Origin of the sequence: Candidatus Villigracilis affinis (genome assembly GCF_016705895.1) — a bacterium.
Taxonomy (GTDB): domain Bacteria; phylum Chloroflexota; class Anaerolineae; order Anaerolineales; family Villigracilaceae; genus Villigracilis; species Villigracilis affinis.
In genome coordinates, this window is the sequence record NZ_JADJKT010000036.1 from 66,703 (window position 1) to 79,882 (window position 13,180).

The 13,180-nt window shown below is 50.9% G+C and carries 9 protein-coding genes; 8 read left to right on the forward strand and 1 reads right to left on the reverse strand.

Features of this window, described 5'->3' with window-relative positions:
• The first annotated feature begins 4 nt into the window (after positions 1-4).
• Both IPI86_RS15455 and lysA read left to right on the forward strand, forming a co-directional pair.
• A complete protein-coding gene (locus IPI86_RS15455) occupies positions 5-2,557 on the forward strand; it encodes a histidine kinase N-terminal 7TM domain-containing protein (RefSeq protein WP_345298908.1) in 2,553 nt (850 codons plus the stop codon).
• A complete protein-coding gene (gene lysA, locus IPI86_RS15460; protein ID WP_345298909.1) occupies positions 2,544-3,842 on the forward strand; it encodes a diaminopimelate decarboxylase in 1,299 nt (432 codons plus the stop codon). Before IPI86_RS15455 ends, lysA begins: the two co-directional genes overlap by 14 nt.
• Here the strand turns inward: lysA and IPI86_RS15465 are convergent.
• Positions 3,839-8,278, reverse strand: coding sequence for a PAS domain S-box protein (locus IPI86_RS15465; protein ID WP_345298910.1), 4,440 nt, complete (start codon positions 8,276-8,278; stop codon positions 3,839-3,841). The two genes, lysA and IPI86_RS15465, sit on opposite strands and share 4 nt — an antisense overlap.
• Positions 8,279-8,496: 218 nt before the next feature.
• Here IPI86_RS15465 and IPI86_RS15470 point away from each other — a divergent pair, with 218 nt between their 5' ends.
• The 6 genes from IPI86_RS15470 (at position 8,497) to IPI86_RS15495 (ending at position 13,139) form a co-directional block, all read left to right on the forward strand.
• On the forward strand, positions 8,497-9,096 hold the full coding sequence (locus tag IPI86_RS15470; protein WP_345298911.1) for a hypothetical protein: 600 nt from the start codon (positions 8,497-8,499) through the stop codon (positions 9,094-9,096).
• A gap of 76 nt (positions 9,097-9,172) precedes the next feature.
• Entirely contained in the window at positions 9,173-10,162 is a 990-nt protein-coding gene (locus tag IPI86_RS15475; protein ID WP_345298912.1) for a hypothetical protein, read from the forward strand.
• Entirely contained in the window at positions 10,101-10,649 is a 549-nt protein-coding gene (locus tag IPI86_RS15480) for a hypothetical protein (protein WP_345298913.1), read from the forward strand. Before IPI86_RS15475 ends, IPI86_RS15480 begins: the two co-directional genes overlap by 62 nt.
• Positions 10,646-11,539, forward strand: coding sequence for an SUMF1/EgtB/PvdO family nonheme iron enzyme (locus tag IPI86_RS15485; RefSeq protein WP_345298914.1), 894 nt, complete (start codon positions 10,646-10,648; stop codon positions 11,537-11,539). Before IPI86_RS15480 ends, IPI86_RS15485 begins: the two co-directional genes overlap by 4 nt.
• Positions 11,540-11,633: 94 nt before the next feature.
• Positions 11,634-12,503: a heme o synthase gene (gene cyoE / locus IPI86_RS15490; RefSeq protein WP_345298915.1), complete on the forward strand. Its 870-nt coding sequence runs from the start codon at positions 11,634-11,636 to the stop codon at positions 12,501-12,503.
• A gap of 30 nt (positions 12,504-12,533) precedes the next feature.
• Complete coding sequence (locus IPI86_RS15495) at positions 12,534-13,139, forward strand: hypothetical protein (RefSeq protein ID WP_345298916.1); 606 nt, start codon at positions 12,534-12,536, stop codon at positions 13,137-13,139.
• Positions 13,140-13,180 lie beyond the last annotated feature (41 nt).

Here is a 13,180-nt window from a genome sequence, read left to right on the forward strand (position 1 = left end):
CTTAATGCAAATCAATTTAGCGATATTCTCGTTTTGCCTTGTAATTCTGATCATACTTACTTCAGGCATTGCCTATCGCACTTTCCTGAATTGGAAGAAACCCGGGGCCAAGACTTTCGGTTTTTTAATGCTTGCCATGATGATCTGGGTCATATTTTACCTATGCGAGATCACGCTTCCATCCCTCCCCCTAAAGATCGCCTCTAGAAAAATCCTCTACCTTGGCATGGGCATATCGCCGCCGCTCTGGCTGGGATTCGCCCTGCGTTACACAGGCATCAGCCCATGGTGGTCGAAACGCGGACATGTTCTCTTGATGACCATACCAGGCATCACATCTTTTCTACTGGGGTTGACCAATGAAGCTCACAAGTTGATCTGGACATCTTTGGAAATGCCATCAAATGGTGAACTTGGACCGCTGCAGATCACCTTTGGACCTGGTTTCTGGTTCTTCACAGCCATTGCCTATCTCTTCATCGCCATCGGTTTTCTTGTTTACATCATCACATACATCCGTTCGCCGAAAATCTTCAGAACACAGACTGGCACCATGTTATTGGGGGCGCTCATCACCTTGAGCTTCAATCTGATATTTATCACCGAAACAGCCAATAGCAATCTCGACCCCACCCCGCTCTCATTTGCATTATCTGCTCCACTGCTTGCATTCGGATATTTCCGTTTCGGGCTGTTCAACCTGTTCCCAATTGCCGCGCCTCTCATCGTGGAAAACCTGCGTGATGCGATCATTGTGACCGATTCTCAAGACCGAATTAACGACCTGAACAGTGCCGCCAAAAAATGGCTTGAAATCAAGGAGAATGTGGTCGGAATGCATATTTTCGATGCCCTGCCTAAGCCCGAGTTATTCAGGGAACGCTGGGATTCTACAGACGAAGCGATCAAGCTCAAGTTGGTAAAAAACGGAACACCAATCTGGTATGAAATATCCATCATCCATTTAAATAAAGATGGCGTTGACCCGTTGGGCCGTGTTCTGGTCATTCATGACATTACACAGGAACATGAAATTCTCGAAGCGGAGTTTCGCCGCTCAGCCCAATTGGGATTGCTCGAAGAGGTCGGCAGGCAGATCGCAGACAGCTTCGATGAAATGGAGATCCTTCAGCGGTCCATTGAAGCGGTCGTAGAACGTTTTGGATATGCCGAAGCTGCAATCTCCCTGCTGGTTCCAGATAACATCATGGAAGTGACCGTCATCTCCGGTACGGAAGATTTCGGCTACTCTCCCGGTTTCAGGCAGGATGTGGGAAAGGGAATCATTGGTCATACAGCGGCGATACGCAAAACCTATATTTCAAGAAATGTAGCAGAAGATCCCTATTATTTCTCGAACGATGAACATTACGGCTCCGCAATCTGTGTTCCGATCTTTACGGGGAAGAATTTGTATGGCGCTTTGTACGTGGAAAGCATAGAAGCCGATGCCTTCAATCAGGAAGATGCCTCCACGCTGGAAACACTCGTAACGCAGATATCCGCCTCCCTTCAAAGAGCCAGGCTATATTCACGTGCACAGGAGCATTTGCGAGTCATGGCCGCGGTTCAGGCTGTTTCTCGGGTTGTGGTCAGATCTCTGGATCTGGAAACCACTTTTACAGCCGTCGTGAATGAGCTGAAAAATTCCTTTGGTTACAGCCATGCCAGCATTTATCTATTGAAGGAAGATTATCTTCACCTGGGTGCACAGGTCGGGTATCCACTGGAAATGGTAATTTCCAAGATACACATCAGTCAGGGCGTAAGCGGACGCACGATAAAAACAAAAACCGTTCAATTCATTCAGGATACGTCAAAGGAACCCGTCTTCCTCAGGACGGATCACACTGTCAAAAGTGAAATATGTGTTCCCCTATTGAAGGAAAATATCGTTCTCGGAACGCTCAATGTGGAAGGCGATGCAAGTCGTATTCTCACACAGGATGATGTTGAATTATTGACCACCCTCTCCAGCCCCATTGCTCTTGCAGTGGACAACGCCCGATTGCACGCACAAGTCAAGGCAATGGCGATGACCGATGCTGTGAGTGGACTTGCCAACCGTCATGCACTCGAAGAATACTTGACCGCCGAAGTGGAACGCTCCACACGGCTGGGATATCCACTCTCGCTCATTATTTTCGATATCGATTCCTTCAAGCAATATAACGACAAGTGGGGTCACCCCGCAGGCGATGTGCGCCTCAAGGCAACCGCAACTTTGATCCGCAGTAATTTACGCAAATACGACACTGCCGCAAGATATGGCGGCGATGAATTTGCCATTCTCCTGCCCAACACGAACAAAAGCGGCGCATTTGAATTCGCGCGGCGACTGCAAAACTCGGCACGTGCAAGTGCAAACGAAGCGCACGCTGAAAACTCAGTGGTCTCCGGGTATACATTAAGTATTGGAGTCGCCACTTTCCCGGAAGATGGGAATACGCTGGCAAATCTCCTGCTTGCCGCAGACCACGCCGAACTCATGGCCAAACGTCTCGGTAAAAATCAAATCTTTGTCGCGGGCAATCTAAATAAAAATGAACAGACTTGAACTCTTCCCTATTTCAACAACAATCGAAAAAGACACCCTCTTCATTGCCGGTCATGACCTTGAAAAGTTGACCGGGGAACATGGCACGCCTTTGTATCTATACGACAAGGTCACCATGGATGAAGCATCCACTGGATATAAAACCGCCCTCGCTTCGCACTACCCGGAAGCTGGTTCTGTTACTTATGCAGGAAAGGCATTCCTATGCACTGCCATTGCACAATGGGCGCATGGACATGGCTTATATGTCGATTGCACAGGTGAAGGCGAAATCGCCTTTGCGCTGGCAGGCGGCGTACCGCGCGAGCGTATCCTTGTACATGGGGTGAATAAATCCATCCATGACCTGAAGTCTGCGATCCAAAATGCGGGGACGATCGTCGTTGATAATCTGACCGAACTCAAGCAGATTCGCCAACTATTCACCGTATCCAATTCCCAATTTCCTGATCTTTGGCTTCGCCTGCTGCCCGGGCTGGCCGTTGAAACCCATCACGCCCACACACAGACCGGTCAACACGGCAGTAAATTCGGAATGACTGGTGCGGAAATTTTGGAAGCGGCGGAATTTTGCAAACAGCACAACCTGCCATTGAACGGAATCCATTTTCATCAGGGGTCTAATTTTCGCGATGCGAATCCACTGAAAGCGGCGATTAGCATTGGGCTTGACCTTGCAAGGGAGATCGGGTTTTCAGGTGAATGGCATTTCAGCCCAGGCGGCGGCTGGGGCGTGGCCTATCACGAAGATGAACTTCCACAGCCGAATACAGATGAATATGTGCGTGTGATCTCTGAGAATGTGATCGCGGGCTGTCAGGCACGCGGACTTGCCCTCCCCCATTTACATTTGGAACCAGGCCGCAGTTTGGTGGCGCGGGCAGGCGTGGCTGTGTACAGGGTTGGCGCGGTCAAAAGACGCGGTGAAAAAGTTTGGATATTGACCGACGGCGGCATGACGGATAATCCGCGGCATGCGATGTACGGGGCGAGATATTCTTGTTTACCGGTATCAGGTGTCGGCGGAGAGCGAAGCGAGGTTGTTTCCATCGCCGGTCCGTTTTGCGAATCGGGAGATGTCGTCATCGAAGATCTGCCCATGCCAAAAATCCACGAAGGTGGGTTGATCGCCATTCCCGCATCGGGCGCGTATCAATTAAGCATGTCATCAAATTACAACGGATCGAGGCGGCCAGCCGTGTTGTGGCTGGAAAAAGGAACAGCCCGCGTGATCCAACGCAGGGAAACGATTCAGGATCTCCTGGCGCGCGATGAGGGGATCTAATCGTTTTCGGCGATAACCGAAAAGAAGGCTTCGACGATCTGAGAATCGAACTGTTTGCCTGAACGTTCAAGGATGTATTCGCAGGTTTTCTCTTTTGACCATGCCTGTCGATAGGGGCGATCTGAAGTGAGGGCATCCCAAACATCGATGATGGAGAAGATCCGCGCGGAAAGCGGAATATCCTCCCCCTTTAACCCACGTGGATAGCCAGCACCATCCCAGTGTTCATGATGACAATAAGGAATATCAAGGGCGGCTTGAAGAAATGGAATGGATACCAACATATCATAGGCATACTGCGTATGCTGCTGCATAATCTTGCGCTCCTGCGCGGTGAATGCGCCGGGCTTGTGCAAAATGGAATCGGGAATTCCCATTTTGCCGATATCGTGCAACAATGCGCCGCGTCGAATATGAATGATTTCATTTTCAGGGATTTCCAGCGCACGCGCCAGTTTGAGGGTTAATTCCGTCACGCGCCGTGTGTGACCTTCGGTTAACTCATCGCGCAATTCCAACGCGCGTGCCCAGCCTGCGAGGGTGTTGTCATAGGCTGTGGCAAGTTCACTTGCATGTTCTAGAGTCTGCTCGAATAGAATGGCACGATGAATGGCGCTGCTGGTATTTTCCGCAAGAGCAGTGAGCAGGCGGATCTCAGTTTCGTTGAAGATGCGCGGCCGTGACGACCAGATATGCATGACGCCGATGATCTTTTCCTGCGCACGCAGCGGCAGGGAGATGCCGCCATGTACATGCTGGAGGCGCTCCCGTTCTCCATTCAAAATTACCAACACCGGGTCTTTTTGAATATCTTCTGTTACATAGATCTCACCTGTCAATGCTACGCGGCCAGTGATGCCTGTACCGGAAACATGCCTCACACTCGACTCGTCTGCCAATGTGAAATCGACATTGGATTCCATCGAATACCAGCCATGCGAAACGAATTCCTCTGTTTCAACATCGAGCAGGAAGATGGAGGCATAGGTTCCATCCACGGCGCGGAGGGCATGACGCGCAAGAATTGGAACCATCTCTGAAACGCTCTGTGCAGTACGCAAAGCCGAGGAGGAGGCGGCCAACACTTCAAGCTCCATTGCATGGCGGCGCAACGTATCTTCTGCCTGCTTGCGTTCGGTGATGTCCTGGAAAATAACAGTGAAAAATCTCTCCCCGCCCACCTCGGAGTGGGAGATGAAAGCCTCCATTGGAAATTCATCGCCATTCGCGCGTTTCCCGTATAAAGAATCCAGCAATCCTTTTCGACGCGCCGACACTCCGGTGGCGGCATAACCCTTCACATGCTGTGAATGAGAACCTTGAAAACGCTGTGGAATAAGAATTTCGAGAGGCTGCCCGACCACATCAGCGGCTGGGTAGCCAAAGATCCGCTCTGCAGATGGGTTGAAGAGGATGATGCGCTGATCCTCGTCAATGGTGATGATTCCGTTCAAGGCTGAGGAGATGACCGCTTCAAGTCGTGAGCGATTTTCCTGCAAAGCCTGCTCCGCCTGCTTGCGCTCCGTCACATCACGATAATTAACGACCACACCGGCGATATGCGGATCATCAAGCATATTATGACCGGTGATCTCAAAGTAACGCCATTCTCCATCCAGGCGCTGGAGACGATATTCAGCGGTTCGGACCGCGCCCGGAGTTGATACGCCTTCTTTGAAAACACTCAAGACCCTGGGTAGATCCTGAGGATGGATAAACTTGAATCCGCTTTCTCCTTGAACCTCTGAAGCGACATATCCCGTCAGGCGTTCATCGGAAGGAGCGAGGTAGCGAACAATTCCCTCCGCATCCAAAATGGCAACCCCCTCAGCAGAGTTCTCGATCATCGCGCGGAAATAGGCTTCACGTTCTGCCAGAGCTTTTTCTGCCTGCCTGCGTTCGCTAATGTCACGAACGATTCCCTGAAAGAACCCACTGGGCAGCATTCTTGCGCTGATCTCTACCGGCAGTGTACTACCGTCTTTTCGTTTGACGAGCTGCTCGACGATCATCGACTTTCCCATTCGCAAGTCGTCGATCATCAGGTTTGACTGGCCTGCGATCACAAAATCATCAACGTTCATGGTCAAGAGTTCTTCAACCGAATACCCGAGCATAGCCGCACCGCTTGGGTTTACATCCAGTAGATTTTTTTCGGGATCGACTAGGAATATCCCGTCCGAAGCCTGTTCCACCAGATTTCGATAACGAGTTTCAGACATGCGAACAGCATTCACAAGGTTGGCATTCTCAATGACCGAAGCAGCATGCCCGGCCATGGCTTTTGCGAGCCTGATATCCGCTGCACTAAATTCGCGGCGATGACGGCTCTCCCAGATCTCGATGTCACCGAACAATTGTCCATGGGCCATGATCGGCACAAACATCATGGATTGGATACCAAATTTGGCGAATTGCTCGCGCTCGGTTGCGGTCATGTCTTCATCATCTGAATGTAGAACGATCACCTCACCCGCGAGCATGGAACGCATAATAGTGGAGTATTCCCGGTTTGGGAATACCGTTCCCAGATCCGAATGAATCTCGCTCGTTGAAGCATACACACCCCAATATTCCCCCACAACTGTCATGGTTTCGGTTGCCAGGTCAATTGACATGATGTTCCCGCTGGTCACGGACAATGCCTCGGTCATGTGATATGCCAATTTCGCCAGCAATTTGGGTGCATCCAATAAACTGGATGACATGTCCTGGGCCGCGGCATACAAACGCTCAAGTTCAGCCGCCTTGGCACGGGTATCTTCATCAAGGCGCACCTTTAATATAGCCAGAGCAATCTGCCGGGCAGCCTGTTCTGCCAGCAAAATATCATCCGCAGAAAAGGAATGCGATTCGCGGAATCCGAGCACAAGTACTCCAAGTTTTTGGTCGTTCGCGATCAAGGGCAATCCCATTGCCGAGTGTACCGGAAGCATGGCAGCAAGGTGCGGGCTAATATGAGGGGTATTCAATACGTCATCCACCGCCAGTACATGACCGCTTTCGAAAATAGATTGACTGAATGTTTTATCGCCGGGTTTCAAGTCTGGAAAGGATCGCAGAATATCTTTGAACAACTCAGAACCGACAGACTTCTCCGTCTGCTGTGTATCCTCGCTCCAAAGTGAAAAATAATATCCATCCGCGCTTAATGCTTTTTCGAGGCCTTCAATGAACTTTTGCAGCATAGCCTCAAGGCGGGGAGTCTCAAGGGCGGTTTGTGTGATCTCATTCAGCAGAGTCTGGTGACGGGCGTAGACTTGAAGACGGTCGTTTACTTCGATCTTCTCCAGCGCGTAAGACAGGTCATTTGCCAAATCCTGAAGCAAATGGGTCTCCTCATCGTCAAACACGCCAGATGAAGTTGTGTGGTCAACGACCAACACACCCAGCGCCCGCTCGTCGCGAAGCAAGGGCAAAGCAACCCCGGCCCGTTGCGGATCCGTAAGACGACGCGGACACCCCATACAGGAGTCATCTTCTTTGCCTGGCGTAACACGGAAAAAGGACCGCGTCTTTATTGCATTGACCGCGCAAGACAATCCGCGGGCAGTCGCATCCATGCGAAAATTAAACAGCGATGGATCGATCTCATCGCCAGCTTGCGCGGCAAGTCTAAGCGTGACATGGTCGGGCTCAAGCAGACCAACCCATGCAAAGGAGTATTCCCGCCCTGACACAAGCAGGGCGCAGGCTTCAGACAAAAGTTTGTGCGGATCCTGTTCACGGACGATGAGTTGATTGATCCCTGTGACTGTGCGCAACAACTGCGAAAGTCTTTGCTCGCGCTTAAGAAGTTCCTGTGATTTATCGAGGTTGGCCCCCAGGACGCGCAATAGAAAAGTAATTGAAATGAGTACAGCAATGCTTAGGGTAAGAAAAACCACCACCCCACTGGTCCAAGATGAGACGTCTGCTGAGATGATCTGACGCTCGGGCGGAACAACAATAACGCCTTTCACCTGAAGGTACCCGACGATGAACATTGTCGCCAGGCTGATGGCAAACGCTGGCACACTGTAGCGAAGGTCAAAGAAAACAGCAGCAAGAATGACAAAAGCAAAAAGGAGAATCCGACCGTCACCACTCAGGGAGGACAATACAAGCCCGGTAGCGCCGATTATATAGATCGCGAGAAGCAATCCCCATGCGCGGATATGGTACGGGAGTTTACGACCAAAGGTCACCACCGCAAGGACAGTGGTAGCAAGCAGGTAAACTGCCAGCACAGATCCAGCCAACAGCAGTGGATTGGAAGTTTTCTCTTCCTCCAGAATGTATGCTTCAAAAACGTTATTCACTCCAGTGATCAGGGCTAGGGTCCAAATCAGCAAGACCACCCGGAGAACCCCAACCAAAACAAAAGCACGCCACTCTTGAAGGTCGCGCGATATGGATGGGTCAAAAGAGAAGATCGGGCGGAACAGAGATTTCATCAGCAAACTGGATTATAAGACCATGAATACGTAGAAAACGTTTCTTTTTCAATAACAAAACCCCAAAAACGCTGATTTCTCATCGAAGCAGGATTCAGGTTACAGGTCAGTAAAGATGCGGACATTCATCAAAAATGTGACTTTAGTTACAGTTTACCAAATCCATTTGTGCAATAATTCACATAGTTTGACAGACATCACAAAAGGAGAATTGAACGATGAAAGACGTTATCTTCCTGCTTTTGACAGGCTTGCTCGCCGCCTACTTATGCTGGTATTTTTACCAGCGATATCAGCAACACAAGGCACTGCACAACCTGTACTATCTGATGGGGTTTGCAGTGCTTTTGGTTTCAGGATTGCTGCTCATATTTCTCGGACTCGGTATTCTCTCCTCCCCTTACGTGTTGACCGTTGCAAGTTTGATCCCGCTTGGCATTTCAATGGGACTCGCCGAGGAATACTTCCCCTCTTGGAAAAAATATTTCAAATGGTTCGCGGCGATCGGTTTTCTGGCGATTGCCATTACCAGCATCGGCGGCATGGACTCGCTCAAGAAAATCGCGGTTCCGCTGTTCCACGGGGTATCAGGACTGGTGATCTTCATTGGCCCGTTTTACGCGAAGGGCGCGCCGAAGGGTTTCTTCTGGGTCGGCATCGGCGGACTGTTGATCGGCCTTGGCGGAATTGCGCTGGCCTTCATTACCATGGGCAAACAATTACTTTTCTTCAGCCCTGACTTTGTCATGCTCATCCTCACTCCCCTGCTCTTCCTGATGACAGGCGCGTACGTGCTGGGATTTGCAAAGAAGGGCTAATCCCTGACCATAGACAACAGACGGTGGACAATAGATTCATGATCAATGGTTTATCGTCCATTATCTCGGAGAGAACATGCAATTTATCAAAACCCGTTTCAATTATCTTTTCAACTCCACCAAGGGACTGATCCTTGTGGCAATTGCCATGGTGGGAATTGTCACCGCTGTGTGGGGCATGCTCTCAGGGCCGATGGCAGAGATGGGCGTGCGCGAGATCGTGATCAAAGCGTTCGGCATGAAGATCGTGCAAGCGGAGCGTGAAGGGCGCATTGTCATTTTGTATCACTCGATTGCCATGGCCATCATCGCCATTGAAACCTATATGGTGACTGGCTTGATCAAGATGAAAGCCTTTTTCAAAACAGCGATCAACGCCACCATCACCTTTGGCTATATCCTGACCATGGTCTTCGGCATGGGCTTTGCATACTTCGGGCGCAACTGGGCTTTTCATGGACTCTATATCACGGGGCTTTCGCTAATTTTCTTTGCGGGCTTGATGTTGATCGTCGCGCTCTGGCCGTGGGACAAGGAATACTTCATCACCGATAAAGAATACTCCCACACCAAAAGCGGACTCGACCTGGAGCGCACCGCATTTTTCGCTACTGCGGTCACAACGGTGATCTCATCACTTTTTGGCGCGGTACCGGGCTCGTATTATGGTCACGGCTTTGAAACATTTCTTGCCGAGAACATCATCCGCATTCCTGAAAAAACAGTCATGGAATTTTCGGTCATCGGTCACCTGCATATCATGCTGGCGTTGATCGGCATCATGATCACGCTCATCATCGGGCGCTGGTTGAACTTCAAAGGCATTCTTCATAAATTCGCCATGCCGCTGATGATCCTGGGGACCATCGTGCTTAATCTCGGCGTGTGGGGTGTGGTCACTCCGCTCGAACCTGTTGCGCACATGGTGATCTATGTCGGCGCGACTCCGTCCATGTTTGCGGCATTGCTTCTGCTCATTTGGGATTGGAACAAACTCATCAAGGATGGCACATGCCAATATCCAGAAACCAACCTTCGGTCAAAAGATCGGAGCGCTGCTGCGTGACCCGCTCAAATTCGGCCCCACCTGGCAAATGCTTTTCATGAACTTCACCACCAGCGGCATCGGCATTTTCATGGCGATCAAACTCGATGAAATTTTCCGCGTCTGGCCTGCCCGCGAAGAACGCATCGAACTCACAGGACACTGGCATGTGCTTTCCGCCATCATCGCCACGATCATCCTGCTTTACTTTGGTGACATGAACGGATTCAAAGGCAAACTGCGTCAGTGGTATGGCTGGAGCATCATCATCTTTTCGGATATCGCTTTTGGCGCAGTCACCGTTTTCGAGATGAAACGGCTCTTCGTCACCGAAGCCGCGCAGCAACCGCTTGTCAACGGCTTGATGTACGCCATTGATTTCGGCCTCGGCATGCTGCTGGTCATTCTCGCCGCAATGATGATCTATCGTTTGGTTGACCTCTTCAAAAATAAAGGACGCTGGATCGAAGAATTGGATCACGAACTCGCGCAGGAGGTGGACAAATGAAGCGCCTCATTCTGACCCTTTGCCTGTGTGCGGCGTTATTGGCATCCTGCTCCCCCGTGGATTTGAACGCTCCGATCCCCGCCTTCGACACAGGCATTGACCCGAACACGTGGGCGCAAGTCCCAGCGGGCGAATTCCACCACGGGCAGTTCGATGAAATCGCATCCACCGAAGCCTACGAGATCATGGTCACCGATGTCACCGCCGCGCAATATGCGGATTTCCTCAACACAGCACTCGCGGATGGAAGCGTAAAAATGGACGGCGAAAAAATCGTCGGGTTCTACCCAGGCGACAAGTTCCACGGGATCAAGCACGAGGAAAAGATAGAAGCGGGTGACTGGCTCTTCATCCCGCTCGATGACCCATCTCAAAGAATCAAATTCGATGGCTCAACTTTTTCTGTCCAATCTGGTTATGAAAATCACCCAATGACGAACGTCACCTGGTTTGGCGCATGGGGCTATTGTAAATATTTCGAAACCCGCCTACCCACTGAATTGGAATGGGAAAAAGCCGCACGCGGCACCGATGAACGTCCCTTCCCGTGGGGCGATGAAATTCAACGCGGCAACGCCAACTTCTACTCCAGCCGCGACCCGTTCGAAGATATGTCCACATTCGGCTCACGCACCAGTCCAGTTGGTTTTTATAACGGACAAACATACGATGGTTTTCAAACCGTCGATTCTGCTTCCCCCTACGGACTCTACGATATGGCAGGCAATGTCTGGCAATGGACAGGTGACGTGTACGAAGGGATGCACTACCGCTTCCTGCGCGGCGGCTCGAAAGACACCTACGATATGGATTTGCGCATCTGGGTTCGTAACAATGCCACGCCCACATACTTCAGCCCGGGTGTGGGGTTTAGATGTGTGCGGGATTAGTAACAAAGTAGACAAGTACACATGTACACAGGTATACTTGCGCTCTGTAATTTTATTCCCTGTTTACCAGTTACTATCAATCGCAGGAGTCCCCATGCTGGCGCAATTGTCCATTACAAAAATAAGATCAAAGCTTAGTCTTTATATCCCGCTCATCAAATCCCTGCAAACCAGTCTGCTTTTGCTTACAGGTGTGGCGGGCTATCTGAGCGCGCATACCACTGTGAACTGGCTTCACTTCTGGCAGATGCTTCCCAGTCTCTTCTTCGCGATTGCCGGTTCCACCATCCTCAATATGTGGTGGGATCAGGATATCGACGTAAAGATGAAGCGCACGCATAAGCGCCCCACCTCCGCAGGTCAGGTTACCCGAGAAGAAGTCTTGAAGCTTGGCATCATCGTCTCGGTCATTGGTATCGGCTGGGCGTTGATGGTCAACTGGTTTTACGGTGTTGTGGTTTTTGCGGGCCTATTCTTTGACGTGGTCGTTTACAGCATGTGGCTGAAACGCCGCACCTGCTGGAGCATCGTTTGGGGCGGCATCTCGGGCGCCATGCCGATCCTCGCTGGGCGTGTGCTGGCTGTCGGTCAGATCGATGCAATTGGCATTTTACTGGCATGCGCCGTGCTGTTCTGGATTCCAACCCACACCCTCACCTTCAGCCTCAAGTTTGCCGATGATTACAACAGCGCAGGTGTGCCCACCTTCCCATCCACCTACGGCGAAGCGGCCACCCGTTTTGCAATCGCATTCTCCAGCGTGGTTGCGGCGCTTACCATGGGCTGGGCCTCCGTCTGGATCGGCGTCACCGCTGGTGTATTACGGGTCATTATTGTTTTGAGCGCAGGCCTGTTCTTCCTTGCGGTCACCACTGTCTTCCGCCCGTCAGACCGTGTCAACTTCAGTCTTTTCAAATATGCATCCATGTACATGCTGTTCGCGATGCTGCTGATCATTCCGTAACGCAACATTTACGTTGTCCTGCATTGCCCAATGAAAATGACCTCCCTTGATCGCACCCTGCTTCTCCTTACTGGTTTTCTTGCCGCATACCAGATCGCCATCGGCATTGACCAGATGGACAGCGTCTCCATCACTGCCTACACCATCGCCTTCGGGGTCATTTTAGTGGCGGGACTTCTGCTCATCATCCTCGGGTTTGAAGTACTGGATGCGCCCATCGTTGTGATCATCTCGACGATCATTCCACTGGCCCTGTCACTCGGCCTCGTCTGGCAGCACCTCGCCTCCTATCGGACCGTTTACCTGATCTTCACCATCGTCAGTTTTCTCGCTGTGATATTGACCCGCTCGATCGTCATGCAAAATAAACTACCCGTCATCGTCATTGCCATCACACACGGCATTGCAGGCATGACCATCTTCCTGCTCCCCATCATTCTCTCAGCACAGGGACAGGTAATGCCGCTCTTTTCCCTCGTAGGGGTCGGCGGTGCCTTGATCGGCCTTGCAGGGTTATTACTCTCCTTCCTGAAAACAGGCAAACCAATCTTATCAAGGGATACGATCATGAGGTTGTTCCCCATGCTGCTCCTGCTGACAACGGCACTCTTTGTAGCAGGTTTCAAATTTGGATAATCAACTTGCAGGTCACGTATAAAGCGTGACCTGTTTTTTTA

What these genes read in the sequence shown, in the direction of transcription:
- IPI86_RS15455 (WP_345298908.1), top strand. Translation starts at nt 5, where the DNA reads ATGCAAATCAATTTAGCGATATTCTCGTTTTGCCTTGTAATTCTGATC.
- lysA (WP_345298909.1), top strand. Translation starts at nt 2,544, where the DNA reads ATGAACAGACTTGAACTCTTCCCTATTTCAACAACAATCGAAAAAGAC.
- IPI86_RS15465 (WP_345298910.1), bottom strand. Translation starts at nt 8,278, where the DNA reads ATGAAATCTCTGTTCCGCCCGATCTTCTCTTTTGACCCATCCATATCG.
- IPI86_RS15470 (WP_345298911.1), top strand. Translation starts at nt 8,497, where the DNA reads ATGAAAGACGTTATCTTCCTGCTTTTGACAGGCTTGCTCGCCGCCTAC.
- IPI86_RS15475 (WP_345298912.1), top strand. Translation starts at nt 9,173, where the DNA reads ATGCAATTTATCAAAACCCGTTTCAATTATCTTTTCAACTCCACCAAG.
- IPI86_RS15480 (WP_345298913.1), top strand. Translation starts at nt 10,101, where the DNA reads ATGGCACATGCCAATATCCAGAAACCAACCTTCGGTCAAAAGATCGGA.
- IPI86_RS15485 (WP_345298914.1), top strand. Translation starts at nt 10,646, where the DNA reads ATGAAGCGCCTCATTCTGACCCTTTGCCTGTGTGCGGCGTTATTGGCA.
- cyoE (WP_345298915.1), top strand. Translation starts at nt 11,634, where the DNA reads ATGCTGGCGCAATTGTCCATTACAAAAATAAGATCAAAGCTTAGTCTT.
- IPI86_RS15495 (WP_345298916.1), top strand. Translation starts at nt 12,534, where the DNA reads ATGAAAATGACCTCCCTTGATCGCACCCTGCTTCTCCTTACTGGTTTT.